Origin of the sequence: Rhodococcus sp. ARP2, from assembly GCF_001029585.1 — a bacterium.
Taxonomy (GTDB): Bacteria; Actinomycetota; Actinomycetes; order Mycobacteriales; family Mycobacteriaceae; genus Rhodococcus_F; species Rhodococcus_F erythropolis.
The window spans coordinates 49,232-76,069 of record NZ_LEKE01000060.1 but is presented as its reverse complement, the minus strand read 5'-3'; the positions used below and the strand labels follow the sequence as shown (position 1 = coordinate 76,069).

The 26,838-nt window shown below is 62.3% G+C and carries 26 protein-coding genes and 1 tRNA gene; 3 read left to right on the top strand and 24 right to left on the bottom strand.

From position 1 onward, the window contains the following. Positions 1-55 precede the first annotated feature (55 nt). From ABX74_RS17175 to ABX74_RS17060, 24 genes are all read right to left on the bottom strand, one after another. Positions 56-1,681, bottom strand: a complete 1,626-nt coding sequence (locus tag ABX74_RS17175; RefSeq protein WP_047889318.1) for a hypothetical protein — start codon at positions 1,679-1,681, stop codon at positions 56-58. After that, positions 1,678-2,469, bottom strand: coding sequence for an ABC transporter ATP-binding protein (locus tag ABX74_RS17170; protein WP_019748159.1), 792 nt, complete (start codon positions 2,467-2,469; stop codon positions 1,678-1,680). Before ABX74_RS17170 ends, ABX74_RS17175 begins: the two co-directional genes overlap by 4 nt. 121 nt (positions 2,470-2,590) lie before the next feature. After that, a tRNA-Cys gene (locus tag ABX74_RS17165) sits at positions 2,591-2,661 on the bottom strand. Between the two features lie 103 nt (positions 2,662-2,764). Then, positions 2,765-3,391: a class I SAM-dependent methyltransferase gene (locus ABX74_RS17160; protein WP_029255223.1), complete on the bottom strand. Its 627-nt coding sequence runs from the start codon at positions 3,389-3,391 to the stop codon at positions 2,765-2,767. A gap of 20 nt (positions 3,392-3,411) precedes the next feature. Next, on the bottom strand, positions 3,412-4,131 hold the full coding sequence (locus ABX74_RS17155) for a hypothetical protein (protein WP_047889296.1): 720 nt from the start codon (positions 4,129-4,131) through the stop codon (positions 3,412-3,414). Continuing rightward, positions 4,128-4,712 (bottom strand): RNA polymerase sigma factor, encoded by a 585-nt coding sequence (locus ABX74_RS17150; protein WP_047889295.1) that lies wholly within the window; start codon positions 4,710-4,712, stop codon positions 4,128-4,130. Before ABX74_RS17150 ends, ABX74_RS17155 begins: the two co-directional genes overlap by 4 nt. Before the next feature lie 30 nt (positions 4,713-4,742). Beyond that, positions 4,743-5,426 (bottom strand): lysoplasmalogenase, encoded by a 684-nt coding sequence (locus ABX74_RS17145; protein ID WP_047889294.1) that lies wholly within the window; start codon positions 5,424-5,426, stop codon positions 4,743-4,745. Positions 5,427-5,430: 4 nt separating this feature from the next. Next, positions 5,431-7,026, bottom strand: a complete 1,596-nt coding sequence (gene nuoN, locus ABX74_RS17140; RefSeq protein ID WP_020907501.1) for an NADH-quinone oxidoreductase subunit NuoN — start codon at positions 7,024-7,026, stop codon at positions 5,431-5,433. Then, entirely contained in the window at positions 7,023-8,627 is a 1,605-nt protein-coding gene (locus ABX74_RS17135; protein ID WP_047889293.1) for an NADH-quinone oxidoreductase subunit M, read from the bottom strand. The genes nuoN and ABX74_RS17135 overlap by 4 nt, the downstream gene beginning before the upstream one ends. Next, on the bottom strand, positions 8,621-10,513 hold the full coding sequence (nuoL, locus tag ABX74_RS17130; RefSeq protein ID WP_047889292.1) for an NADH-quinone oxidoreductase subunit L: 1,893 nt from the start codon (positions 10,511-10,513) through the stop codon (positions 8,621-8,623). The genes ABX74_RS17135 and nuoL overlap by 7 nt, the downstream gene beginning before the upstream one ends. Position 10,514: 1 nt before the next feature. Beyond that, positions 10,515-10,814: an NADH-quinone oxidoreductase subunit NuoK gene (gene nuoK, locus ABX74_RS17125; RefSeq protein WP_003942238.1), complete on the bottom strand. Its 300-nt coding sequence runs from the start codon at positions 10,812-10,814 to the stop codon at positions 10,515-10,517. Beyond that, the gene (locus ABX74_RS17120) at positions 10,811-11,608 is read right to left on the bottom strand and encodes an NADH-quinone oxidoreductase subunit J (protein ID WP_020907504.1); all 798 of its coding nucleotides are present in this window, start codon (positions 11,606-11,608) and stop codon (positions 10,811-10,813) included. The genes nuoK and ABX74_RS17120 overlap by 4 nt, the downstream gene beginning before the upstream one ends. Next, the gene (nuoI, locus tag ABX74_RS17115) at positions 11,605-12,237 is read right to left on the bottom strand and encodes an NADH-quinone oxidoreductase subunit NuoI (protein WP_047889291.1); all 633 of its coding nucleotides are present in this window, start codon (positions 12,235-12,237) and stop codon (positions 11,605-11,607) included. Before nuoI ends, ABX74_RS17120 begins: the two co-directional genes overlap by 4 nt. Next, positions 12,230-13,570 (bottom strand): NADH-quinone oxidoreductase subunit NuoH, encoded by a 1,341-nt coding sequence (gene nuoH / locus ABX74_RS17110; protein WP_047889290.1) that lies wholly within the window; start codon positions 13,568-13,570, stop codon positions 12,230-12,232. Before nuoH ends, nuoI begins: the two co-directional genes overlap by 8 nt. After that, on the bottom strand, positions 13,567-15,984 hold the full coding sequence (locus ABX74_RS17105; protein ID WP_047889289.1) for an NADH-quinone oxidoreductase subunit G: 2,418 nt from the start codon (positions 15,982-15,984) through the stop codon (positions 13,567-13,569). The genes nuoH and ABX74_RS17105 overlap by 4 nt, the downstream gene beginning before the upstream one ends. After that, complete coding sequence (gene nuoF, locus ABX74_RS17100; protein ID WP_019748171.1) at positions 15,981-17,300, bottom strand: NADH-quinone oxidoreductase subunit NuoF; 1,320 nt, start codon at positions 17,298-17,300, stop codon at positions 15,981-15,983. The genes ABX74_RS17105 and nuoF overlap by 4 nt, the downstream gene beginning before the upstream one ends. Position 17,301: 1 nt before the next feature. Further along, a complete protein-coding gene (gene nuoE, locus ABX74_RS17095; RefSeq protein WP_020969458.1) occupies positions 17,302-18,126 on the bottom strand; it encodes an NADH-quinone oxidoreductase subunit NuoE in 825 nt (274 codons plus the stop codon). Then, positions 18,123-19,454, bottom strand: coding sequence for an NADH dehydrogenase (quinone) subunit D (gene nuoD / locus ABX74_RS17090; protein ID WP_019748173.1), 1,332 nt, complete (start codon positions 19,452-19,454; stop codon positions 18,123-18,125). Before nuoD ends, nuoE begins: the two co-directional genes overlap by 4 nt. After that, positions 19,454-20,116, bottom strand: coding sequence for an NADH-quinone oxidoreductase subunit C (locus ABX74_RS17085; protein WP_019748174.1), 663 nt, complete (start codon positions 20,114-20,116; stop codon positions 19,454-19,456). Before ABX74_RS17085 ends, nuoD begins: the two co-directional genes overlap by 1 nt. Next, on the bottom strand, positions 20,113-20,667 hold the full coding sequence (locus tag ABX74_RS17080) for a NuoB/complex I 20 kDa subunit family protein (RefSeq protein ID WP_003942234.1): 555 nt from the start codon (positions 20,665-20,667) through the stop codon (positions 20,113-20,115). The genes ABX74_RS17085 and ABX74_RS17080 overlap by 4 nt, the downstream gene beginning before the upstream one ends. Before the next feature lie 80 nt (positions 20,668-20,747). After that, the gene (locus ABX74_RS17075) at positions 20,748-21,107 is read right to left on the bottom strand and encodes an NADH-quinone oxidoreductase subunit A (protein ID WP_003942165.1); all 360 of its coding nucleotides are present in this window, start codon (positions 21,105-21,107) and stop codon (positions 20,748-20,750) included. A 262-nt stretch (positions 21,108-21,369) separates the two neighbouring features. Next, the gene (locus tag ABX74_RS17070) at positions 21,370-21,762 is read right to left on the bottom strand and encodes a response regulator transcription factor (RefSeq protein WP_044480360.1); all 393 of its coding nucleotides are present in this window, start codon (positions 21,760-21,762) and stop codon (positions 21,370-21,372) included. A 180-nt stretch (positions 21,763-21,942) separates the two neighbouring features. Next, on the bottom strand, positions 21,943-22,377 hold the full coding sequence (locus tag ABX74_RS17065; protein ID WP_020907512.1) for an SRPBCC family protein: 435 nt from the start codon (positions 22,375-22,377) through the stop codon (positions 21,943-21,945). An 86-nt stretch (positions 22,378-22,463) separates the two neighbouring features. After that, complete coding sequence (locus ABX74_RS17060; protein WP_021344051.1) at positions 22,464-22,943, bottom strand: toxin-antitoxin system HicB family antitoxin; 480 nt, start codon at positions 22,941-22,943, stop codon at positions 22,464-22,466. Between the two features lie 154 nt (positions 22,944-23,097). Between ABX74_RS17060 and thyX the strand changes: the two genes are divergently transcribed. The 3 genes from thyX to ABX74_RS17045 are packed head-to-tail and all read left to right on the top strand — an operon-like array spanning position 23,098 to position 26,809. Beyond that, complete coding sequence (gene thyX, locus ABX74_RS17055) at positions 23,098-23,850, top strand: FAD-dependent thymidylate synthase (protein WP_020907513.1); 753 nt, start codon at positions 23,098-23,100, stop codon at positions 23,848-23,850. Positions 23,851-23,893: 43 nt separating this feature from the next. Beyond that, positions 23,894-24,799 carry a 4-hydroxy-tetrahydrodipicolinate synthase gene (dapA, locus tag ABX74_RS17050; RefSeq protein WP_003942142.1) on the top strand — a complete coding sequence of 302 codons (906 nt, stop codon included), beginning with the start codon at positions 23,894-23,896 and terminating at the stop codon, positions 24,797-24,799. Beyond that, positions 24,800-26,809, top strand: a complete 2,010-nt coding sequence (locus ABX74_RS17045) for a ribonuclease J (protein ID WP_047889288.1) — start codon at positions 24,800-24,802, stop codon at positions 26,807-26,809. The last annotated feature ends 29 nt before the right edge of the window (positions 26,810-26,838 follow it).

The window sequence follows — 26,838 nt, the reverse complement described above, 5'->3', positions numbered from 1 at the left end:
CAAGCTGCGGCTACTGCGCTGACGCCCAGAAATTCTCGGACTATCTGAGCAACGATCATGTGGTGGTAACCGCGAACAGAATCCGATCCGGCTCGCGTTGCATACGGGTGATCGCGACGCGGCCCCCGATCCAAGCACCAAGTGCACCAATCGCAACAGCGACAGGGATGGCGAAATAGTTGACCGGGTTCGGTAGCAGCGCCCCGAGTAGAACGCCGGGCGCCGTTGTCGCGGCGAAGATGACGATGGCGAGGATGATCAGTCCGAAGGACGAGCCGTTGAAGGACCCGCGGGTGTTGAAGGAGAACGTCTTCTTCATCTCCGGAACCGGGTAGGGCGCTTTGGCGGATATCGCCACTACCAATCCTGCACCGACTCCCATCATCGAAATGCCGACGGCGATCGGCACGGCCAGTCGGTCGGTCCCGAGGTCCCCGAAGATCCGTACAGCAGCTGTTGCGACGACCACGAAGGGTGTCATCACGATTGCCCACGCGATTTGTCGGCCCCGGACGTCAGCGGCAGCGGCTTCGGGGATCATCACCAGATGCCAGATCGATGCGCCGTCGAATCCGTACAGATTCGATCCGGCTGCCATTGCCAGGTAGATCAGGAACCAGGCACCCCATGCGGCGGAGAAGGGGATCGATGACGAGATCAGCGGTCCGAAGCCGGAGACCAAGGTCATGATGGCAACGGAGAGCAGTTGTGTTCGTCGGCGCATGTCTCCGTGCCAGAGCGAAAGCTCGCGAGAGATGACGGTGCCCAGTCGGGATGCGCGCCAACCGGTTCGAATGTCGCGGCCCTGGTTCTTCAATTGCACGGAAGTGGCGCCCGCTGATTCTGCGACCTTCCCGTTGAAGTAGCGAACGACCAGGCGTTGCCATGACCACAGCAGTGCGAGATCGACCAGCACCAGGGCGAGGACTGCTCCGGCGGCGAGGAGCCAGGCGCCTCCTGCTGCTGCGTCGACACTGGTGATTCCCCACGCGAACGGTATCGAATGCGCGACCGTGAGCGGCCACGTGACGTCGCCGTCCACGACCGTGCCGAGGCGACTCTGCAGCGGAAATTGCAGCAGATACAGTCCGCCGAAGAACGTGCCGAATACCAACAGTCCCAGTTCGCGGCTGCGACGACTCCGCAGGAGCTGCGACATCGCCAGCATCGCGACCCGTGAGGTGCCGACAATGAGCAGGACCGTTGCGGGCCAAGCGATAATGGCCAATGGCAGTGCGGCAGGGTGGTGTGTAGCGGCATAAATTGGAATCGCTGCTGCAGCCAACGCGGTAATCGGCACGGTCATACCGACCAGTGACGTCGAGAACAGTGCTCTGGCGAGTCGGACGGGTTCCAGGGGGAGTAGTTGGAACTGTCTGGGGTGAAGATTGTCATCTGACAGACCAGACATGATCGGCATCAAGATCCACATCACGCCGATAGCCGACAGTGCGAGACTGGTTGTGCCGCTGACGAGTTCGGAAGAGCCCGCGCTCGTCCCCGAGGCTTGCAGGCACAGCAGAGCCGCCCCCAGAACCCCGAAGAGTGCTGCCACGACTTTGATGACGGCTCTGCCGCCGGTGAATTGACGTTTGTAGAGGGTCATGCGCATTCGAAGGACCGTGCGCCACACAGAGTCCGACGTGTTCCAGTGTGTCGGTGAAAAGCTGGTGGTGGTCATGCGCGCATCCATGACAGTCCGTCGGGATTGGGACTGCGGCTGCCGACAAGACGAACGAATGCCTCGTCGAGTGTGTTGCCTGCGCGCACCTCGTCGACCGTTCCTGAAGCCACGACGCGCCCGTCTGCGATGACTCCGATGTGAGTACACAGTTGTTCGACAAGGGCCATCACGTGACTGGAAAGAATGACCGAGCCACCTGAGTGGACGAACGAGAGCAGAATGCTCCGAATTCCGGCCGAAGAAATGGGGTCGACAGCTTCGAACGGCTCATCCAGTACCAGTAAGCGAGGGCCGTGCAACAAGGCCGAGGCCAACCCGATTTTCTTCGTCATACCCGCTGAATAGTCGGCGATGACCGTTCCACCTGCATCGGCGAGATCGAGCGCGGCCAACAGTTCGTCGCGTCGTGACGCGATGACGTCCTCTGGCATGCCGCGCAGTCGCCCGAAATAGGTGAGTAGTTCATGACCGGTGAACTGGGCGGGTAGCGCCAGACCGTCGGGTAGAACGCCGAGCAGACTCTTCGCTGCCACAGGGTCGTTCCACACGTCGTAGCCGTACACCAGGCTGCGACCGTAGTGCGGGCGAAGCAATCCGACAGCCATCGACAGTGTGGTCGTTTTTCCCGCACCGTTAGGGCCCACCAGGCCGAACAACGAACCTGAGGGCACCGCGAGGGAAAGGTCGTTCACAGCAACTTTCGCGCCGAACGCCATGCAGAGGTGTTCCACCTGTAAGGCCATCGGCCCGGGAGGCAACTGGCCTGTCTCGGGGAGAGGGTGCATCGATCGAGGGTAACTGTCCGGAGCCCTGTGCGCGGAGACAGAGCGGAGCGATGCAGGCTGCGTGCACCGAATGTCATTGGTAGGTGGTTGGTCGCGGCATGAGTCGCTGGTTCGCAAGCTGAGCGGATGGCAGGAGTCGAACCTGCGTGGACGGTTTTGCAGACCGCTGCCTTGCCGCTCGGCCACACCCGCATTGATCCAATTATGTTCGTAGTGAACAACAGTCGCCAGGATTGTGATCAGGGTGAATTGATCGCCATGTGACGGATTGTAGGGAAGGCGGTGAACTGGCGGGCTAGGCGCGGGAGAACACCGCGACCAGGAATTCGGAATTGTCCTTGAACGGGCGCAGGTCCCACGTGGACAGCAGCAGATCAGCCTCGAGGCCACTCGCGGCCGCGTCGGCGAGAAACTCGGGGAACTCGTAGCCACGGCCGGCACCGAATCCGATGACCACTCGGCCGCTCGGAGCGAGATGACCAGCAAATCCTGACAATACTGCGTGCCTGGTTGACGGAGCGAGAAACGCCATCACGTTGCCTGCCGACACGATGACGTCGAAATTCGCCTCGACACCGCGGGCCGGTAGATCGAGCTCGGAGAGATCGCCGACAAGCCACGTCGGGCCGGGGTGGTCCTCCTCCGCGGCAGCGATGAGAACCGGGTCAACGTCGACTCCGACAACCACATGCCCGACGTCGTGCAGATAACCGCCGAGTCGGCCCGGCCCGCACCCTGCATCGAGAACCCGGCCACCGCGTCCGAGCATCGCGTCGATCAAACGTGCTTCCCCGACAATGTCCTTGCCGTCCGCTCTCATGGAACGGAAACGCTCGACATATCGTGTGGAATGCGTCGAGTCGGCTGCAGTGATCTCTTCCCACTGGCTGGGGATGCGCTCGTTCGGGGCCTGTGCAGTCATCTTTCGAGGGTACCGACAGCTCACCGGGTGCCGACGACCGTCCCGTCTGCGGCATATCCGACGAGAGTTGGACGCGGGAAGGTGAGCGAGAGGGGAATCCATCCGTAGAAGCGGTCTTCGGCAAGAATTGTCGGATAGATTTGGCCGTCTGCGGTGTGAAGTTCGGCCCGAACGGCACCTCCCGCCCCTGCGTCGTAGGTCGCCTCGTGCGAACCGGCCTCGTACCCGGCGCCGCCCCCGAATGAATCTGCGCCGTACAAGTCGTCGTTCGATCTGCAGCCGTGTCCGAGGCTGATGAATTTCGACGGACCAACCTTGTCGGTCTCGGATGACGTCTCGAAAACCGGGGCGACGCACCTCCAGCCATCAGCGCCGTGGGCAACGAAGACGCTGAACACGGTTCCGTCAGGTCCGGGGATGGACCCGACCCGCTCGGCGGTGGACGGATCTATTCCGCCGTTGGTTCCCGGCATGGTCTGCCAACCCGAGTACATATCCGTAAACGGTTTTGGCATCATCGCCGTGGCAGCGGCGCAGCCCACCATTCCCGCTGCACAGAGCATCGCGACGAGAGCTACGGCGCCAACTCGGCGGCGTGGAACCTTGGGCGTTCCAATGTTGTTTTCGTCAGCGATGATTCGGATGCGAGCGGCAACCTGGACGTTCTCGGGCCAGAGTTCGGCGGAAAGAGAATCGGTCGGCCGCAGCTTCTCGAGGGTGGTCAGCAGATCTTTGCTCATGGAGTACTCCCGTGTTCGGCGGCAGCGCAAGGTCGGGCGGTGTTCATCGGGATCGCGGTGTCGGATTCTGAAGCCAACCCGGTGCTCAATCGACGCCGAGCGCGAAAGAGTCGAACATGCATGGCTGGAACCGAACACCCGGCGACCCGCGCTGCTTCGGTGGCGGTCAATCCGTCCCAGGCAGTCAGGAGTAGGGCTTCACGCTCGGTGACGGTGAGTGTTGTCAGTGCTTCGAGCAGTTCTGTGCGGTCGGGGACAGTGACGTCGGCGCCCGGCGTCGATGCCGCGATCTGCTCGATTCGTCGCATCTTCTCGGTCAACGCATCGTGGCGCCGAACACTTCGACGGTTGTTGTTCACGGTGTTTCGAGCCACCACCAACAGCCATGGAAGTGCCTGTTCGGGCACGTCGTCCAAGCGTCGCCAGGCAACGAGGAACGTCTCGGAGACAACTTCCTGTGCGCTGTGATGATCAACGTGGCGGCAGGTATAGGCGAACACCCGACCGGCGTAGGCGTCCCACAGGACGGTGAAACGCTCTTCGTCGCTCGGTGGTGGCACGTCCTCGGATTTCGGCGTCATAAGAAGAGATGTCCGGCTGGTTGCTGATCCTTACAGCGTGGGCGCCAATGGACGGTATGCCGTGTTACTCCGGCCGAGGATTCCGACGGTCAGGAGCAACAACGCAAGGATGTACAGCGTCATGATCCAGATGCCGGCAGCGGCAGGCTGCCACTTGTTCGCCTGACCGAGCAGGATCAGGGCGTCAGAGGTGAGGAACAGTGCGCCGCCGATACCGGTGATCGTGTTGTAGGCCAGTGCGGTGGACGCGGTTCCCACCAGGATTGCGGCGTACACAGGGACGGCAATCCGAAGTGCCGGTTCGAGACCGGTCCAGGCGTACGACACAAGGGTAATTCCGGCAATGGCGTACGCGCACAAAAACCATGGCCGCCTTCGTATCTCCCGAAGAGCGCCGTGCGAGAGACAGAATCGGATGAAACAGACGTGACCGATCGCGAAGGCGGCCATCCCGATGACAAACGTGGAGTCCCAGATCAGGAACAGGTCTCCGAAAGCGCAGGCAATCAGCGCAGCAGCAACAATCCTCGGTCCGCCTTGGTCGACAACCCAGGCAGCCAGAATCGGCGCGAGCATGACCTTGGTGATCCCGTCCCAGGGCACAGCATCAGCGGCATTCAGGATCAGATGAAGAATCGCCACCGCGGAAAACCCGACAAACCATGGCGACCGGAAGGTACTCGGCAGTCCGGCGTCGCGAACAGATTCACGCATCGGCTCAGTGCACGAAGTCCGCTGCACGCTCGGCGAGATCGAGCGCCGGCTGGGGGAGTATGCCGAGGATGAGCGTTACACCGGCGCCGAGGCCGATCACACTGCTGGTCAGTGCACTCGGCACCACGACGGTCGGTGCGTCTTCCGCCGATTCGGTGAAGAACATCAACACGATCACTCGCACGTAGAAGTAGGCGGCGATCGCGCTGCACAGGACGCCGACGATCACGAGAGGCGCGGCCCCACCCTCGGCGGCCGCGCTGAACACCGCGAACTTTCCGATGAACCCACTGGTCAACGGAATCCCGGCGAAAGCCAACAGGAACAGTGCAAACACAACGCCGACCAATGGTGAGCGTCTGCCCAATCCGGCCCAGCGCGACAGCGCAGCGACCTCACCGTCAGCGTCCCGGACCACACTGACGACGGCGAACGCACCCACGGTGCTGAATCCGTAAGCCAGAAGATAGAACATCGCCGAGGCGAGGCCGGCATCCGAGTCCGCCACCACGGCGGTCAGAATGAATCCGGTGTGCGCGATCGCCGAATAGGCCAGCATTCGCTTCATATCGGTCTGCGTCACGGCAACGATCGATCCGACAACCATCGTGAGAATCGCGACCGCCCACATCAGTGGGCGCCAGTTCACGTATTCATTGGGCAGGGCCACGTAGAAGACGCGAAGGATGGCACCGAACGCGGCAATCTTGGTCGCAGTTGCCATGAAACTGGTGATCGGCGTCGGCGCCCCTTGATAGACGTCGGGAATCCACGAATGAAACGGCACTGCACCGACTTTGAAAAGCAACCCCACTGCCACCAGGGCCGTTCCGAGCCAGAGGAAGGCGTCGGTGCCCGACCCGATGCGTGCTGCGTCGGCGATACCGGAGAGCGTGACCGTCCCGGCATAGCCGTACAGCAACGCAATTCCGAAAACGAAGAACGCCGACGAAAATGCCCCGAGCAGAAAGTACTTGAGCGCAGCTTCCTGGGAGAGCAGGCGACGTCTGCGTGCCAGACCACACAGGAGATACAGAGGCAGTGAGAACACTTCGAGCGCAACGAACATCGTCAGTAGATCGTTCGAAGCCGGAAACAGCAACATACCGCCGACCGCAAAGAGCGTGAGCGGAAAGACTTCGGTCTGGGCGATACCGACCTTCACTGCTTCTTGCTCCGCAACACTTCCCGGGACGCTCGACGCTTGAGGGGTGAAACTGCCGAGCGCGTCATGTTGCGCAATCACTTCGGCGGTGTTGCCCGAGCCTCGCTCGGCAATCAGCAGTACCGCGGGGATCGACACAAGAAGGATCGTGGCCTGCAAGAACAGCGTCGGTCCGTCGACCGCAACAGAACCCATCATCGCCGTCGACCGCGTGCCGGCGAGCAGAAGCACTGCCACGAACGCGGCCGCCAAACCTCCGACACCGAGGACGAGTTGCACTGGGTACCGAATACGGCGGGGTGCAAAGGCTTCGATGAGTACCCCGACCACCGCAACACCGAACACGATCAACATCGGCGAGAGCAGGCTGTATTCGATACTGGGTGATGCCGCGTCGGCCGAGCCGAGGATGGTCACGTCGTTGAAGGAACTCATTTGTGGACACCTCCTTCGTGGTCGGCGACGAGCGGCGTCGGTGCCTCGTAGACGACCGTGTGGCTCACTGCGGGAGTGATGACGTCCAAGGCAGGCTTGGGGTAGATGCCGAGGAGCAGGAGGAGTGCGATCAGCGGGGCGACCACCACGAGTTCGCGTCGCGCGAGGTCGCGGATCGTTCCCTGCCCTTCCTTCACCGGTCCGCCCATCATGCGCTGATAGAGCCAGAGTATGTAGATCGCGGACAGTACAAGCGCGACAGTCGCCGCGATAGCGGCCACGTGGTAGCGCGAGTACGTTCCGATCAGCACCAGGAACTCGCTGACGAACGGAGCGAGACCCGGCAGAGACAGTGTTGCCAACCCCGCAACGAGGAATGTGCCGGCCAGGACGGGTGCGACTTTCTGGACGCCGCCGTACGCTGCGATCGATCGTGTACCTCGCTGCGAGACCAGGAAGCCCGCAATCAAGAACAGCGCGGCAGTGGAGATTCCGTGATTAACCATGTACAGCGCGGAACCTGCCTGGCTCTGGCTGGTCATCGCGAAGATTCCGAGAATGATGAAGCCGAAGTGTGAAATCGACGTGTAGGCGATCAGTCGCATGACGTCTGTCTGCGCGATCGCCAGTATTGCGCCGTAGACGATTCCGATCACGGCGAGCGTGATGATCCACGGTGCAAAAGTCGACGACGACTCCGGGAACAGTTGCAGGCAGTAGCGAATCATCGCGAAGGTGCCTACCTTGTCCACGACCGCCATCATCAACACTGCTGTCGACGGAGTCGATTCCACCGCGGAGTCCGGCAACCAACTGTGCAGCGGCCAGAGCGGTGCCTTGACCGCGAACGCGAACATGAATCCGAGGAACAAGGCGTTGAGCACCCCGGGTCCGACGCCGAGTTCACCGCTGCTCGCCGCGGACGCGATCGCTCGGAAGTCGAAAGTGCCGCTGGTGAAGGGACTCTCGTCGCGCGTGGTGACCACGTACAGGCCGATGACCGCAGCGAGCATAACCAGGCCGCCGAGGAGGTTGTAGAGCAGAAACTTCACGGCTGCGCGAGATCTGCCCACTCCGCCGAACCCGCCGATGAGGAAATACATCGGTATCAGCATTGCCTCGAAGAAAATATAGAACAGGAGAATATCCAAGGCGCTGAACGAAATCATCACCATGGACTCGACAACAAGGATCAGCGCGAAATAGGTGTGCGGCATCCGCTTGGGTGATGTTGGGTCCGCGGGGACGTCGTTCCAGCCCGCGATCAGTAGTAATGGCACCAGCACTGCGGTGAGAAGAACCAGAACGAGTGCGATGCCGTCAAGCCCGAGTGTGTAGCTGGTACCGAAAGCCGGTATCCAGCTATGGCTTTCGACGAACTGAAACTGCCCGCCGCCGCGGTCGAACGCAACTCCGAGACCGCCGGCGATCACCAGGACTGCCACGGACACTGCCAGCGCGAGAGATTTGGCAAATTGGTACGACCGTGCAGGCAGAGCGAGGACAACACCCGCTCCGATGAGCGGAAGCAGCCAGAGCGCCGTCAGCGCAGGGAAGCCGGCATTGGTCACAGAGTCGCTCACCGCCGCTTCGATCACCACAGTGTCACCGCCATCATTGTCGCGACCACGAGTGTTGCTCCGACAAACATCACCAGCGCGTACGAACGAACGAACCCGGTCTGCAGCTTCCGCGTGAGCGTGGACAACCCGGTGACGACCACCGCAAAGCTACCCACGACGCCGCCTATTCCCTTGGTGTCGACCACTTCCAGCGACTTGGTGAGTTGTTGTCCCGGCTTCATGAACACCGCCTCGTTGAAGGCGTCACCGTACAGATCACGGCGAGCCGCAACGGTCAACGGAGAAACCGGAGTCGGTGCCACCACGGGAATCTCCCGGGTGGCGTACTCGCGATAAGCAATCGCGACGCCGGCGGCGACTGCGAGCAGCGCCAGCGCGGTGATCGACCATGCGGGTATCGGCGGTTCGACGTGATGGGAGCCGACTACCGGTTCCAGCCAGTTCTGCAAGCTGGACCCGATGGTCAGGAGCATGCCGGCCCCGACGGATCCCACCGCCAGAATGATCATCGGAGACGTCATCACCGCCGGAGATTCGTGAGGTTTCTGGTTCTCCCAGCGGGCCTTCCCGAAGAAGGTCATCAGCATCACGCGGCTCATGTAGAAGGCAGTGAGCGCCGCACCCAAGAGCGTGACGATGCCAAGCACAACACCCTTGACGCCGCCCTCGCCGATTGCAACCTCGATGATCTTGTCCTTGGAGAAGAACCCGGCAAACGGCGGAACACCGATGATGGCAAGATATCCGAGCCCGAACGTGACAAAAGTCAGTGGCATGAACGCTCGGAGTCCGCCGTAGCGCCGCATGTCGGTTTCGTCGTTCATCGCGTGCATCACGGAGCCGGCGCCGAGGAACAGGCCCGCCTTGAAGAATCCGTGGGTGATCAGATGAAGGATTGCGAAGGCGTATCCGGCTGGTCCGAGACCCGCGGCCAGGACCATGTATCCGATCTGACTCATGGTCGATGCGGCGAGCGCTTTCTTGATGTCGTCCTTCGCACAGCCGATGATCGCACCGAACAGGAGCGTCACGGCACCGACGATGACAACCACGAGTTGAGCGTCGGGCGCGAGATCGAAGATCGGATTGGAGCGCACGATCAAGTAGACGCCGGCGGTGACCATCGTGGCCGCGTGAATCAGAGCCGAAACGGGGGTGGGGCCCTCCATCGCGTCGCCGAGCCACGACTGCAGCGGCACTTGCGCCGACTTCGCGCACGCAGCGAGGAGGAGCATCAGACCGATCGCCGTCAGGACACCTTCGCTTGCGCCGGACGCGTCGCTGAAGACATTGCTGAACGAGAGCGAGCCGAATGTGCTGAACATCAACATCATTGCGATCATCAATCCGATGTCGCCCACCCGATTGACGACAAAAGCCTTCTTGGCGGCAGTCGCCGCCGACGGCTTGTGCTGCCAGAAGCCGATCAGCAGGTATGACGCCAAACCGACGCCTTCCCAGCCGACGTAGAGTCCGAGGAAGTTGTCGGCGAGCACCAGAAGCAGCATTGCAGCGAGGAAAAGATTGAGGTACGCGAAGAACTTACGACGCTCGGGGTCGTGCGCCATGTATCCGACCGAGTAGATGTGGATCAGCGAACCTACACCGGTGATGAGCAGAACGAAACACATCGACAGTTGGTCCAGTTGCAGTCCGAACTCGACCTGAAGACTGTCGACCGGGACCCAACTGAACAGGTGCTCGGTGACGGTGCGGTCGGCGGTGTCACGGCCGAGCATGGCGATGAAAAACACCACTGCGACGACAAACGACGCGATAGCCATGACGCAGGCAAGCAGGTGACCCCACGCGTTCGTGCGACGACCGGCCAGCAAAAGGACAGCGGCGCCGCACAGCGGCAGGGCGGGGAGCAACCAGATGGCGGACGTGATTCCTCCTGACATATCAGTACTTCAGCAGGTCTGCGTCGTCGACGGATACAGAACGCCGAGATCGGAAGATGATCATGATGATTGCCAGGCCGACGACTACTTCGGCCGCAGCGACCACCATCGTGAAGAAGGCGAAGATCTGGCCGTCCAGATTGCCGTGCATGCGCGCGAAGGTCACGAACGCCAAGTTGGCGGCGTTGAGCATCAATTCGATACACATGAACACCACGATGGCGTTGCGGCGCAGGAGGACTCCTGCAGCTCCGATCGTGAACAACAGGACGGACAGATACAGATAGTTCTCGGGATTCATCGCTGAGTCTCCTCACCGGTGCTCGGATCCGGGGAACGTGGAGTGAGCGCGCTGCTGACAGAGAGCGTCGAGAACGTTCCGTCCGGCAACAAGGCCGGCATGTCCACTGCGTTGTGACGTGCGTACACGCCGGGACTGGGGAGTGGAGTGGCCGAGCCCTTTTCGGGATTGTCTTCATCGCTGCCCAGGTACGCGAATCGTTGCTGCGAGAGTTCGCGTTGGCTGAGTGTGGCTCCGATCTTCTCCCGGTGTGCGAGCATCATTGCGCCGAGTGTCGCCGTGATCAGCAGTGCACCGGTCAGTTCGAAGGCCCAGACGTAGCGGATGAAGATGAGATCGGCGAGTGCGTCGATGTTGCCCTGGTCGAGTCCGGTGAATCCGGTGAAGCCCGAGATCGACGCATTTCCGAGGCCGCCGATAAGGAGCAGCCCGAATCCGACGCCGATCACGATCGCGCTGACTCGTTGTCCGCGTAGCGTTTCGACCAGGGAGTCCGAAGAATCCACGCCCACCAGCATCAGGACGAACAAGAACAACATCATCACCGCGCCGGTATAGACGACGATCTGAACGACACCCAGGAACAGTGCGCCCTGGACGATGTAGAACACGGCCAGAATGATCATCGTCATCGCAAGGAAGAGTGCAGAGTAGACGGCCTTGGGAGCGGCGACGACACCCAAAGCGCTGATCACCGCAAGGGTTCCGAGGATCCAGAACTGCACCGCCTCGCCGGTGGAGGTCGATGTCATCGTTCCCTCCGCCAGGATCGTGGTCGTGACCGCCGCGATCATTTCTCGGTCTCCGGGTTCGGCTCTCGCTCGGGTGCTGCTTGCTCGGATACTGCTTGCTCGGGTACTGCTTGTTCGGGTACTGCTTGTTCGGGTACTGCTTGTTCGGGTACTGCTTGTTCGGGTACTGCTGTGATGTCGCCGCGGTAGTAGTCGTCCTGAGTTGTGCCGGGACGCAGCGCGTGTGGTGGCGCTGTCATGTCGGGTTTCAGGGGCGCGAGCAGTCGGTCCTTCTCGTAGATCAATCCAGCTCGATTGTCGTCGACCATCTCGTACTCGTTGGTCATCGTGAGGGCCCGAGTGGGGCAGGCCTCGACGCAGAGGCCGCAGCCGATGCACCGCAGGTAGTTGATCTGATACACCTGCCCGTAGCGCTCTCCGGGGGAGAACCGTTCTTCTTCGGTGTTGTCAGCACCCTCGACATAGATCGCGTCGGCGGGGCAGGCCCAGGCACACAGTTCGCAACCGATGCACTTCTCGAGTCCGTCCGCATACCGGTTGAGTTGATGGCGACCGTGGTATCCGGGCGCGGTGGGGCGCTTCTCCTCCGGATAGAACTCGGTCTCGGGTTTCTTGAACATGGTCGAGAGCGTCACTCCGAAACCCGCGATAGGTCCGAGGAATTCAGGCATGGGAGTCCTCCGATGTGTCGGAAACATCTGTGCGTCGCGGCGGTGGCACGTTCTGACCAGGCAGTTTTTGACCAGGCAGTTTTTGACCAGGCAGCGGTGGAACCGGGAAGCCGCCCGACATTGCATCGAAAGGCAAGGTCCCCGAAGCGGTGACCAACGCGGCAGTTCGGCGTCGGCCGCGGTAGGTCCCGGCCAACACGATCAGGAGCGCAGCTCCGAGAACCAGTGCGACGCAGAGAAGTACGACCCAGGTGTTGTAGCCCTCGTTGCGGAACACACGAACGGTCGCGATCACCATCACCCATACCAAAGCTGCTGGGATCAGAACCTTCCAGCCGAGATTCATGAACTGGTCGTAGCGCAATCGAGGAAGCGTGCTGCGCAACCAGATGAAGACGAAGAGGAAGCCCCACACTTTCGCGACAAACCACAGCACCGGCCACCAACCGGAATTGGCGCCGTCCCAAAGATTGAACGGGAACGGTGCGTGCCACCCGCCCAGAAACAGCGTGGTGGCCAGAGCGGACACCGTCACCATGTTCACGTACTCGGCCAGCATGAACATCGCGAACTTGAGGGAGGAGTACTCGGTGTGGAACCCACCTACCAGCTCACCTTCGGCCTCGGGAAGGTCGAAGGGAGCCCTGTTGGTTTCGCCGACCATGGCTGTCACGTAGATCAGGAAGGACGGCAGGAGGAGAAAGACGTACCAGGCTCCCTGTTGGGCGTCGACGATGCCGGACGTGGACATCGTGCCGGCGTAGAGGAAAACGGCAGCGAAAGACAGGCCCATCGCTACCTCGTACGAGATGACCTGCGCGGTCGATCGAAGTGCGCCCAGTAGGGGATACGTCGATCCCGAAGACCAGCCGGCAAGGACGATCCCGTACACACCGATAGAAGTGACGGCCAGGATGTACAGAACGCCGACCGGTAGATCGGTCAGTTGCAGGGGTGACCGGGTTCCGAAAATCGACACCTGTGGACCGAACGGGATGACAGCAAAAGCCATGAAGGCGGGCACGACCGCGATGACGGGCGCGAGGAGGTAAAGCGGTTTGTCGGCGCCGGTCGGTGTGATGCCCTCCTTGAGGGCGAGCTTGATTCCGTCAGCGAGGCTCTGGAGCATTCCACGGGGGCCGACGCGGTTCGGTCCGACACGCATCTGCATGCGTGCCATGACCTTTCGTTCCGCGTAGATCGCCACCAGCGGGGTGAGTACGAGGAACACGAAGATTGCGAGAGCCTTGCCGATCACCAACCACCACGGGTCGTGCCCGAACGCCGACAGGTCGACCGGAGCTGCGACCGTCCCGTACTCGTGGGTGTTCATTGCGCTCCCGCCTTCGCAATCTTCACCACGGACCCCGCGGTGACGCAGAGCGTTTCGTAGATCGTGCTACCCGGTGAATTGAGCGGGAGCCAGACTGTTCGAGGCGGGAGGTCGGTGATCTCCAACGGTAATGTGATGGAACCGGATTCAGTCGACACCGCAACGTGATCGCCGTTGTCGGCGCCGATCTCGGCAGCGGTCTCGGCCGACAAACGCACGAGCGACGGCCGTGCCGTACCCGCCAGGTTGGGCTCGCCGTCTTGCAATCGGCCGTTGTCGAGCAACATTCGCCAACTCGACAACACTGCCTCGCCCAGTGCCGGTGTGGGCATGGTGCCTGACGGGACCTGAGGCGAGGTGGGGCGCGATCCGGACCAAGCGCCGAGGCGGTGTATCTCCGAGCGTGCGGAATCTGCGTCGGGTAGGCCCAGATCGATGCCCATCTCGGCTGCGATCGCGTGGAGAACGCGCTGATCCGGCATTACTCCTGTCGTTCTCAACGCGGTGTCGAACACGCGCTCGCGGCCTTCCCAGTCGAGGAAGGTTCCGGGCTTCTCGGCGACCGGTGCCACCGGGAAGACGACGTCGGCGAGTTCGGTGACTCCGCTGTGACGGATCTCCAAACTCACAACGAACCCTGCGGCTTCGATCGCGGCCCTTGCCCTCGCCGGGTTCGGGAGATCACTCAACTCGACGCCGCCGACAAGAAGCGCAGCAGTCGTCTGCCCCGGATCCAGCAGACTCGCGGCGTCGCGACCGTCGGATGCCGGGATGGAGGCCCCCCACACTGATTCCACCTCCTGACGTGCTGCCGGGTCCGCAACGGGGCGTCCGCCGGGAAGCAATCCCGGTAGCGCGCCGGCCTCGACGGCGCCGCGATCACCAGCGCGGCGTGGTACCCAGGCCAAAGAAGCTCCCGTCGATTCGGCGAGTCGCAGCGCCGCGGCGAAGCCGCCTGCTACCGCACTCAGTCGCTCACCCAGCAGGATCACAGTACCGGGCTGCCGGAGGAGCTGACCCTCCTCACTGCCGGGGTGGGACAACGAATCCATCAGAGCTGCTTCACTTCCGGGAACGGTCCGAAGTAGACCACCGCCCATCTTCTGCAGGCCGCGCGTAGCGAATGGCGCGCTGGAGAGCACCGTCGTCTTGCCGAAACGTGCGGCCTTGCGCAGTCGCAGGAAGATGATCGGTGACTCTTCCTCGGGCTCGAGAGCTACCAGCAACGCGGTCGGGGCAGATTCGAGGTCCTGGTACGTCACCGACCCTTCAAGTGTGCGGCCCGCGACGTGAGCTGAGAGGAAATCTTCCTCTTCGGCTGAGTGAGCGCGGATTCGGAAGTCGATGTTGTTGGTAGCGAGAGCAACTCGCGCGAACTTACCGTAGGCGTAGGCGTCCTCCAAGGTAGAGCGTCCGCCGACGAGTACGCCTGCGTCACCGCGGGCCTGCGCGAAGGATCGCGCAACGAGGTCGAGTGCCATGGGCCACGACGCCGGAATCAATTCGCCGTCAGCATTGCGGATCAGGGGAGTGGTGATCCGATCACCTTGGGTCGTGTACGTGAAAGCGAAGCGCCCCTTGTCGCAGTTCCATTCCTCGTTGACGTCGGGGTCGTCCCCGGCGAGACGACGGAGAACCTTTCCGCGACGGTGGTCGGTGCGCTGAGCACATCCGTCGGCGCAGTGTTCACACACGCTGGGGCTGGACACCAGATCGAACGGTCGCGCCCGGAATCGGTATGCCGTACTGGTGAGCGCGCCGACCGGGCAAACCTGGATGGTGTTGCCCGAGAAGTAGGACTCGAAGGGCTCGTTGGCGTAGATCCCGACCTGTTGAAGCGCGCCGCGCTCGAGGAGATCGATGAACGGGTCGCCGGCGATCTGACTCGAGAATCGCGTGCACCTGGCGCAGAGGACACAACGCTCGCGGTCGAGGAGGATCTCGGACGAGAGGGGGATGGGCTTGGGGTAGGTCCTTTTCTCCTCACCGAACCGGGATTCGGTGCGACCGGTCGACATCGCCTGGTTCTGGAGCGGACACTCGCCGCCCTTGTCGCACACGGGGCAGTCCAGAGGGTGGTTGATGAGCAGGAGTTCCATCACCCCGCGTTGCGCCTTCTCGGCCACAGGCGACGTGAGCTGTGTGGTGACGACCATTCCGTCCGCAACCGGTGTCGTGCAGGACGCCACCGGCTTGCGTTGACCTTCGACTTCCACGATGCACTGGCGGCAAGCACCGACCGGGTCCAATAGAGGATGATCGCAGAACCGCGGAATCTGGGTGCCGATCATCTCCGCAGCGCGAATGATCAACGTGCCCTGGGGGACCTGGAGTTCCCGGCCGTCGATGGTGAGGGTGACGAGATCAATCGGCGGTGCCGCATCGGTTCCAGTGGTGGCGTCGGCTGCAGTCATGAGACGAACGCTCCTGTCGCGAGAACGGACCGGTGAGGATCGAACGGGCATCCGTTACCGTCGAAATGCGCTACGTATTCCTCGCGGAAGTACTTCAAGGAAGACATGATCGGGCTGGTCGCTCCATCACCCAACGCGCAGAAGGACTTTCCGAGGATCGTGTCCGAGATATCGAGAAGTTTGGTGAGATCGGCCTCGGTTCCTGTTCCACCTTCGAGCCGACGCAGGATCTGCACCAGCCAGTACGTGCCCTCGCGGCACGGCGTGCATTTACCGCAGGATTCGTGAGCGTAGAACTCGGTCCATCGCAACACCGCACGCACGATGCAGGTTGTCTCGTCGAATATCTGCAAGGCCTTGGTACCGAGCATGGATCCCGCGGCGCCGACGCCCTCGTAGTCGAGTGGGACATCGAGATGTTCGTCGGTGAAGATCGGTGTCGAGGATCCGCCGGGAGTCCAGAATTTGAGGGTGTGTCCAGCGCGGACCCCGCCTGCGTATTCGAGCAGCTCGCGCAAGGTGATTCCGAGTTCAGCCTCGTACTGGCCGGGTGTGGTGACATGACCCGAGAGCGAATACAGCGTGAATCCCGGTGACTTCTCACTTCCCATCGACCGGAACCACTCCGGGCCGCCCAGGACGATCGACGGAACACTCGCGATGGACTCGACGTTGTTGACGACGGTCGGGCAGGCATAGAGACCGGCGACAGCGGGGAACGGCGGCCGCAGGCGGGGCTGACCGCGTCGTCCCTCCAACGAATCGAGGAGAGCCGTCTCTTCCCCACAGATATAGGCGCCGGCTCCGGCATGGACGACGAGATCCAGATCGAAACCCGAACCGAGGACGTTGCGGCCCAGATATCCAGCCGCGTAAGCCTCGGCGACAGCGGTCTGTAGGCGCCGCAGAACCGGGACAACCTCACCTCTGACGTAGATGAACGCCTTCGCTGCTCGAATTGCGTACGCCGCGATGATCACTCCCTCCACCAACGTGTGTGGGGTCGCCATCATCAACGGCATGTCCTTGCATGTGCCCGGTTCGGACTCGTCGGCATTGACGACGAGGTAGTGAGGCTTGCCGTCTCCTGGCTTGTCTTCGGAGACCTGGGGGATGAAGCTCCACTTGAGGCCTGTCGGGAAGCCCGCGCCGCCACGTCCGCGCAGGCCCGCGTCCTTGACGGTTTCGATCACGGCGTCGGGGGGCGTGGCCAGCGCTTTGCGCAGCGCCTGGTAGCCGTCGCGGCGAAGGTAGCTGTCGAGGGTCCATGAATTCGGTTGATCCCAGTATCGACTCAGGACGGGGGCGAGTGTCATGTCACTTCCCTTCGCCGGGAGCGTCGGCCGCGGAGGCCGAGCCGGGTGGGTTGTCGTCGAGAGATCGGCTGATACGTAGTCCGGCAAGAGTTGCATCGCCGACGGTCTGCGCTTCGGCTGCCTCGATTCGCGTATCCGGAAAACCAGCCAGAGTGCGCGCAGTCTGCCGGAACGAGCACAGCGTGGCACCGCGATCGGGTGTCACGCGCTCTCCGGCGCGGAGCGCATCGACGAGTGAGCGCGCCGATTCCGGGGTCTGATTGTCGAAGAACTCCCAGTTGATCATCATGACGGGGGCGTAGTCGCACGCCGCATTGCACTCGATGTGTTCGAGGGTGATCTTACCGTCGGACGTCGAGATGGAGTGTCCGCCTTCGTCTCTGGAGCCTGTCGAGCCCAGGTGCTCTTCGAGTGCCGCGAGGATGTCGTCGCCGCCCATGATCGCGCACAGCGTGTTGGTGCAGACTCCGACCAGATACTCACCCGTCGGCCCCCGGCGATACATGGAGTAGAAGGTGGAAACTGCGGCGACCTCGGCGCCCGTCAAACCCAGCTTGGCACTGCAGAAATCGATCCCGGCCGGGGTGATGTACCCGTCCTCGGATTGCACGAGATGAAGGAGCGGCAAGAGGGCGGATCGACTGGTGGTCGCGGCGGCGTCAGGCTCACGGTAGCGAGCGATGACGGTTTCGGCGTCGGCGTCGAGTCGGGCGAGTACGTCGGGTGGATAGCTCGATCGTGCGCCGGGGCGTACCAATTGCGTGGGCTCCTCCGGGCGCGGCCCGAGTTCGATGAACACGCGTGACGAGCCGTTCGGGCCGGTCATCGGTCCACTCCGCCCATGACGGGATCGATACTGGCAACCGAAGCGATCACGTCGGACACCATGCCTCCCTCACACATCGCGGCTACTGCCTGAAGGTTGGTGAACGACGGGTCCCGGAAATGGACGCGGTACGGCCGGGTTCCCCCGTCGCTGACCATGTGCACCCCCAGTTCGCCACGCGGAGACTCGACGGCGACGTACACCTGACCTGGCGGCACGCGGATACCCTCGGTGACCAGTTTGAAATGGTGAATCAGACCTTCCATGGAGGACTCCATGATCTTGGCGATGTGCTTCTGCGAGTTGCCGAGGCCATCCGGTCCCACAGCGAGATCGGCAGGCCAGGCGATCTTCTTGTCGTCCACCATGACCGGGCCCGGTTGTAGCTTGTCGAGGCACTGCTCCACGATCTTGAGGGACTCCTTCATCTCCTCGACGCGGATGACGTACCTTCCGTAGCAATCGGATCCGTCGTGTGTCACTACGTCGAACTCGTAGTTCTCGTAGCCGCAGTACGGCTGCGCTCGACGCTGATCGTGGGGGAGACCTGTGGCGCGAAGGACCGGCCCCGTCACCCCGAGCGCCATACAGCCGGTGAGATCGAGATATCCGATTCCCTGGGTACGTGCTTTCCAGATGGAGTTGTCGCTGAGCATCAGTTCGACGTCACGTAACCGTTTCGGTAGGACCTTCAGCAATTCTCGAACCTTCGCGACCGACCCGTCGGGTAGATCCTGAGCGAGACCACCAGGCCTGATGTAGGCGTGATTCATCCGCAGTCCGGTGATCGTCTCGAACACGTCCAGAATCAATTCGCGTTCGCGGAATCCGAACAGCATCGCCGTCACGGCGCCCAGTTCCATTCCGCCGGTCGCCAGGGCCACGAGATGTGAGGAGATCCGATTGAGTTCCATCATCATCACGCGAATGACGGTGGCTCGCTCGGGAATGTCGTCGGTGATGTCGAGAAGTTTCTCGACTCCGAGGCAGTACGCGGTTTCGTTGAAGAACGGTGACAGGTAGTCCATTCGAGTAACGAAAGTGACACCCTGCGTCCAGTTCCGGAATTCGAGATTCTTCTCGATTCCGGTGTGCAGGTAGCCGATTCCACATCGAGCTTCCACGACCGTCTCACCCTCGATCTCGAGAATGAGGCGCAAGACCCCGTGAGTGGACGGATGCTGTGGGCCCATGTTGACCACGATCCGTTCCGCCTCGCCGGTTCGCTGGCGGGCGGCCGCGGTGACGATGTCGTCCCAGTCCTGACCCGATGCCGTGACGACGGTTTCCGTCGTGGCACCGGAGTTGCTTCCTGTCGTCTCGTTCATCAGTTGTACGACCTACGCTCGTCGGGAGGCGGAGTCTGGGCGCCCTTGTACTCGACCGGGATACCGCCGAGCGGATAGTCCTTCCGCTGGGGGTGGCCTTTCCAGTCGTCGGGCATCTCGATGCGGGTCAGGGCCGGATGACCGTCGAAGACGATCCCGAAGAAGTCGTACGTCTCGCGTTCATGCCAGTCATTGGTCGGGTAGATCCCGACGATCGACGGAATATGCGGATCGGAATCCGGCACAGATACTTCCAGCCTGATTCGGCGGTTGTGCGTAATCGAGGCAAGTGGATACACGGCGTGCAGTTCACGACCGGTGTCCTGCGGGTAGTGCACTCCGTCGACACCCAGGCAGAGCTCGAAGCGAAGGTCCGGTTCGTCGCGCAGTCTTCGCGCAACCTGCGGCAAGTGGGAGCGTTCGACGTGCAGCGTCATCTCGTCTCGAAAGATCACCACACGCTCGACTGCAGCGGTGAAAGTGCCACCCGCGCTGCTCAATGCCGCGTCCAACGAATCCGCGACTGCATCGAAATAACCGCCGAAGGGTCGAGAAGCCTTGTCCTCTAGAGAGATCGGAGGGGCAAGCCTGCTGTAGCCCGAGGTGTCGCCAGTGCCGCGGACCCCGAACATCCCTCTCGCGCCGGTGTTACCCGAGGTCATCGCAGCAGCCCCTTCATGTCGATGGTGGGGGTGGATGCCAGTGCGGCGCGCTCGGCTGCCGCGCGTGCCTCTTCGCGGTTCACGCCGAGGGGCATTTCCTGGATCTTTCGGTGCAGTTCGATGATCGCGTTCAGGAGCATCTCCGGCCGCGGCGGACAGCCGGGCAAGTAGATGTCGACCGGCACGATGTGGTCGACGCCCTGAACCACTGCGTAGTTGTTGAACATTCCGCCGGACGACGCGCATACACCCATGGCCAGAACCCATTTCGGCTCGGCCATCTGGTCGTAGACCTGACGAAGTACCGGGCCCATCTTTTGACTGACCCGCCCGGCCACGATCAGAAGGTCTGCCTGTCGCGGCGACGCGCGGAATGCCTCCATACCGAACCGCGCCAGGTCGAAGCGACCCGACGTGGTTGCCATCATCTCGATGGCGCAACACGCGAGCCCGAAGGTGGCAGGCCACAGTGATCCTTTGCGGGCATAACCTGCCAGGCCCTCGACCGTGGTCAGTAGAAATCCGCTGGGGAGCTTTTCTTCGAGACCCATATCCGACTCTTTTCAGTCGTAACAGCTGCGGTGTGACCGGTTTTGTCTGACTCGTGTGTGCTGTTCCTGTGTTCGCTGAGCTAGTCCCAACCGAGACCGCCTCGTCGCCATTCGTATGCGTATGCCACCGAGACGTTGACTATGAAAAGGCCCATCGCCGCGAGGCCGAACAAGCCGAGCGAATCGAAATGCACCGCCCACGGATAGAGGAAAACGATCTCGATGTCGAAGATGATGAACAGCATTGCCGTCAGATAGAACTTGACGGGAAACCGTCCGCCACCAGCGGTACGGGGTGCCGGTTCGATTCCGCATTCGTAGGCTTCGAGTTTCGCCCTGTTGTACCGCTTCGGGCCGACCACGGACGCGAGAACAACCGACACCACAGCGAAGGCCATCGCGATGACCCCGAGAACGAGAATGGGGATGTAAGCGTTCATCTCACCCGAACTCCTCTCCGCTGTGCGGATGTCCGCCTAGCCCGAAGGTGCCGTTAACCCGAAGGTGCCGTTAACCCGAAGGTGCCGTTAACCCGAAGGTGCCGTTCGATTTCGATACTGCCAGCAATTCGACACTTATGTGACCTGCGACACCCACACTAGGGGAGGCCTCCGACATTGGGTTGATTTTCGAGGTGCCGAGTTTCGCTCTCGAAAGTCCGAAGTAGTCGGCGCCGCAACGAATCACCGCTGCAACGGGTGCTCACCGGCTCAGTTGCCGACGCAGAAGCGCGATGACGGTGGAAGAGAGTTCCATCGGATCTATCGGCTGCGGCACTGAGGCTTCCGCTCGCGACCACGACGCCAGCCACGCATCGTCGGGTCGACCGGTCAGTACGAGGATCGGCGGACAGTCGACGATCTCGTCCTTGAGTTGTTTCGCGACGCCCATGCCGCCCGCCGGACTCGCCTCGCCGTCGAGGATGGCGAGATCGATTCCGCCGGCATCGAGCTTGTCGACGACGATCGGCGCCGTCGCGACCTCGACGTAATCGATGGTGGGCATCGAAGGATGTGGGCGCTCTCCGAGAGCGAGCCGAACTTGCTCGCGGGTGTGTGCGTCGTCGCTGTAGACGAGGATGCGCACGGGTGCCATGGAGTTGGGCTCTGCGGTCTCGGCGGACACGCGGCCGACGTTACTCCGGGCGGTCCACGGCTACCGGCGAATGTTCAACATCGGCAAGAACTTCCGAGAAATCGCAGCTGGGCTTCACAGCAAACGGCCCCTACCCGGCGATGAACGCCGAAGTAAGGGCCGCCTGAATTGCGTGTGCGCTCAGAAGTTTTCGACGAACTTCGTCAGGCCCTTGCTTGCAGTTTCCAGGGCCGTCTTCTGCGCCTTCTTCACCAGGAAGCCCGGCAGCGGGATCTTGGGATCGATGGTCAGTTCGAAGGTGACCTTGGTTCCACCATCGGTGGGAGTCAAGACGTACGAGCCGTCCTGCTGGTTCTGCTGGCCGCTCTCGACGAGGGTCCAGGTCACCTTGTCGTCGCCCTCGAAGGTGTAGTCGACTACCTGCTCGTCGTTGATTCCCAGAATGGACACGGCCATGCGAACGCGATGGGGTCGACCGTCGTCGTGAGTGCTCTCGATGGTGATCTTCTTGTGCGCAGACGACCACTCCGGCAGCCGATCGACTGCAGCTACGGCCTTCATCACCGTTTCCGGATCAGCCTTGATCTCGAATTCCTTGACGCCCGAAACGGCCATGAACGTGCTCCTTCTCGCCTTGCGGCAACGGTTCGTGATTACTGCAGTTGCGCAATTAGATCATCGGCGATCAGGGTGGCGTCGAACTAGTCCATGCCGTTCTTGCGCATCTGGTCCCGCAATGCGCCCTGAACGGCTTGTGAAACCCACGAGTTGAGGGAGACTCCGTTCTGATTGGCTGCCTCCTCGGCGCGGGCTTTGATCTGCTCCATCATCCTCAACGTCACTCGGCTGATATCGCCGCTGACGTCGTCGAACGAGTAAGTGGAGTCCTTTCTCTCATCGTCTGCCTTCTCGTTTCCGCCCTCGCCGCCGGTCGAATTCGTCGGGCGGACGACGTCGGTCACGATCTCGTTGCCGTCGAGATTGACCCTGACCTCACGGCCGTCGAGTTTGGTCCCGATCTCCTTGGCCAACTCCGTCGCCGCGGCCAACAAGACCAGGCGGACCGAGGGTTCGATGGCGGCGGACAACGACGCCGCAATCCGGCGCGTGTGATCGTCGCCGAGTTCGGCTGCGGTGACGAGGTCATTCTGCAGCTTCGCGGTGTACTCCGAAATGTCCATGACACCAGAGTGACGTCAAAAGTGACGTCAGTCAAGGATGTGATGACGTCACTCGATCTCGGGGGTGGTTGACCGCTATAGAGTTGCCCAGCACCTGAGGCGAACGGCGCCCGGGTTTCGTGCTGGTCGTTTCGTGCTTGTCGAGGAGTGGGTTGTGCCGAACACGGTGTCGCTGAAAGTGCAGTTGGTGGCGAAGTCCGAGTTCTTCCCGCCCGAGGACATTCCGTGGGAGACGGACGCGGATGGCGGCGAAGCGCTCGTCGAGTTCTCCGGCCGAGCCTGTTACCAGAGTTGGTCCAAGCCGAATCCGCGAACCGCAACCAACGCCGGCTATCTGAGACATCTGCTCGAGGTCGGACACGTTTCGGTGCTCGAGCATGCGACGGTGAGCTTCTACATCACTGGTATCTCGCGCTCGTGCACTCACGAATTGATTCGTCACCGGCACTTCTCGTACTCGCAACTCTCGCAGCGATTCGTTCGCGAGAATGATGCGAACGTTGTCGTGCCTCCCGCGGTCGAAGGTGATCCCGAGCTCGAAGCACTGTTTCTGTCTGCCACCGACGAGAGCCGTCGCGCTTACGGCGAACTGCTGACCGCCCTCGAGGGGAAATTGCAATCAGTGCCCGGTGCCCCGATGCGTGGGAAGCAAGCCAGGCAAGCTGCGCGCTCGGTGCTGCCCAACGCAACCGAGACGCGCTTGGTCGTGACCGGGAACTATCGGGCCTGGCGGCACTTCGTCGAGATGCGCGCCACCGAACATGCCGACGTCGAGATCCGGCGAGTCGCGATCGAGTGCCTACGTCAGCTTCGTGACGTCGCCCCAAATGTGTTCGGGGACTACGAGATTCTCCGCGGAAGCGACGGATCGGAAATCGCCGTCAGTGCATTTGCGGCCGAGTCGTGACTCGTGTGCAGAAGTAAGAGCTGAACCGGGTAACCTTCTGACCATGACCTACGGTGATTCCGCTTCTCTTGTCGAGCGTCCGTTCGGCACCATTTCCGTTGCGATGGTGACCCCGTTCACTGCCGACGGGAAGTTGGACGTCGACGCGGGAGTGCGCCTCGCAGCCCATCTCGTCGACAACGGCTGCGACGGCCTCGTTCTTGCCGGCACGACCGGTGAGTCTCCCACCACCACCGAGTCCGAGAAGCTCGACCTGCTCCGCGCAGTGATCGACGCCGTCGGCAACCGCGCGAAGATCGTTGCAGGCGCCGGGAGCAACGACACCGCCCACAGTGTCGAACTCGCCCGTGACGCGGCTCGCGCCGGTGCGCACGGTCTGCTCGTCGTCACCCCGTACTACTCGCGTCCGCCCCAGGCCGGACTCTTTGCACACTTCACCGCCGTCGCCAACGCGACCGACCTGCCCGTCATGTTGTACGACATTCCGCCCCGCTCCGTCGTCCCCATCGAGACCGAAACGATCCGCCGACTCGCCGAGCACCCGCGGATCAAGGCCGTCAAGGATGCCAAGGGCGACCTCAACGCCGGCGCAGAGTTGATCGGCACCACCGAGCTTCAGTTCTTCTCCGGTGACGACCCGCTGAACCTGCCGTGGCTCGCTGTCGGTGCTACCGGCTTCGTCAGCGTCATCGGCCATCTCGTTCCAGGTCGCCTCCGCGACCTCCACACCGCGTTCGTGTCCGGCGACATCGCCCGCGCACGCGAGATAAACCTCAGTTTGATCCCTGTGATTCGTTCCGTTGCCCGCCTCGGCGGTGTCAGCGCTTCGAAGGCGGGTCTGCGACTCATCGGAATCGATGTCGGAGAACCACGCCTTCCGCAGGTTGCACCCACTAAAGAGCAGATCGACGGTCTTGCCGCCGATCTGCATGCGGCAGGAGTTTTGTAAATGACCCGTCCCCCCCGACGTCGTAGTGCCAGTCGTCAAGCCGGTCCGCCTTCGCCTCCGGCTCCCGAAACGGCCGCGAAGGCCGCACCGGTAGAGGCACCAGCTGCGCCGGCGGCAGAAGCGGCCCCCTCCGCAGCCGCCCCGCCCAAGAAGGCCGCAGCAGCCAAATCTGCAGCGACCAAGTCCGCAGCCACCAAATCTGCTGCACCCAAGAAATCGACCGAAGACAGGTCGCCACGCAAATCTGCCGGCGGCAACCGTCCGGCAGCGTCGAAGGCGGGCAACGGGCGCGGAAACAAGCGCCCCGAGAACCGTCCGGCCGTCGATCCCACAGGTCGCCTCGGAACACCCCCGAAGGCGCCGGCATCAGGTCTGCGCATCGTTGCTCTCGGCGGCATCGGCGAAATCGGTCGCAACATGACGGTGTTCGAGCACCGCGGCAAGTTGCTGATCGTCGATTGCGGTGTGCTGTTCCCCGAGGACCAGCAGCCCGGCGTCGACCTGATCCTCCCGGACTTCCGCTACATCGAAGACCGTATGGACGACGTCGAAGCCGTCATCTTGACTCACGGCCACGAGGACCACATCGGTGCTCTGCCGTTCTTGCTGCGCCTGCGCGCGGACATTCCGGTCATCGGCGCGAAGTTCACTCTCGCCCTCGTTGCCGCCAAGTGCCGCGAGCATCGCCTGCGACCGAACCTCGTCGAGGTCGTCGAAGGAAACACCACCACTCACGGCCCGTTCGACTGCGAGTACTTCGCCGTCAACCACTCGATACCCGACGCGCTCGCGATCGCGATTCGCACCGACGCCGGAGTTGTACTGCACACCGGTGACATCAAGCTCGATCAGCTGCCTCTCGACGGCCGCCTGACCGACCTCGCCGGTTTCTCCCGCCTGGGCGACGAGGGTGTCGACCTGTTCCTCGTGGACTCGACCAACGCCGAGGTCCCGGGATTCGTCACGCCCGAGCGTGAAATCGGGGGAGTGCTCGACAACGTCATCGGCAAGGCGAAGCAGCGCGTCATCGTGGCATCGTTCGCCAGCCACGTGCACCGCATCCAGCAGGTCGTCGACGTTGCCGCTCGGTACAACCGTCGCATCGTCTTCGTCGGCCGCTCGATGGTCCGCAACATGCAGATCGCCCAGGATCTCGGCTACCTCACGGTGCCAGACGGACTGGTCGTCGACATCGACACCGCCGCCACCCTTCCCGACGATCGCCTCGTTCTCATCTCCACGGGTTCGCAGGGTGAGCCGTTGGCAGCGCTCTCGCGGATGGCGCGCGGCGAGCACCGCCAAATCAACATCCGGGCCAACGACTTGGTCGTTCTCGCGTCCTCCCTGATCCCGGGCAACGAGAACTCCGTTTTCGCCGTGGTCAACGGTTTGGCCAAGCGCGGTGCCACCGTCGTGACCCAGCAGAGCGCCAAGGTTCACGTCTCGGGCCACGCGTCGGCCGGTGAGCTGCTCTACCTGTACAACGCGGTTCGGCCCACCAACGCCATGCCCGTCCACGGTGAATGGCGGCACCTGCGTGCCAACGCCGCCCTGGCCAAGGCCACCGGCGTTCCGGAAGAGCGCATCGTGCTGGCCGAGGACGGCGTCGTGGTCGACATGGTCGACGGCCTCGCCGAGATCGTGGGACGCGTACCGGTCGGACACGTCTACGTCGACGGTCTTTCCGTCGGTGACGTCGGCGAGCCGACGCTCTCCGATCGCCTCGTACTCGGTGAAGGCGGCTTCATCGCCATCACCATCGTCATCAACGAGTCGACAGGACGCGCAGTCAGCACTCCCGAGGTGTCCGGTCGCGGCTTCTCCGACGATCCGACGGCACTCAAGGCCGCCGCGGATCTCGTGGAATCGGACCTGGCCCGGTTGGCGAGCGAAGGCGTCATCGACGCTCATCGCATCGCGCAGTCCGTGCGCCGCGTCGTCGGACGCTGGGTCGCGGACAAGTACCGCCGCCGTCCGATGATCATTCCGACGGTCATCGCGGTTCCGTAGATTCGGCACAGCAGGTCGCTTCCGCTCGA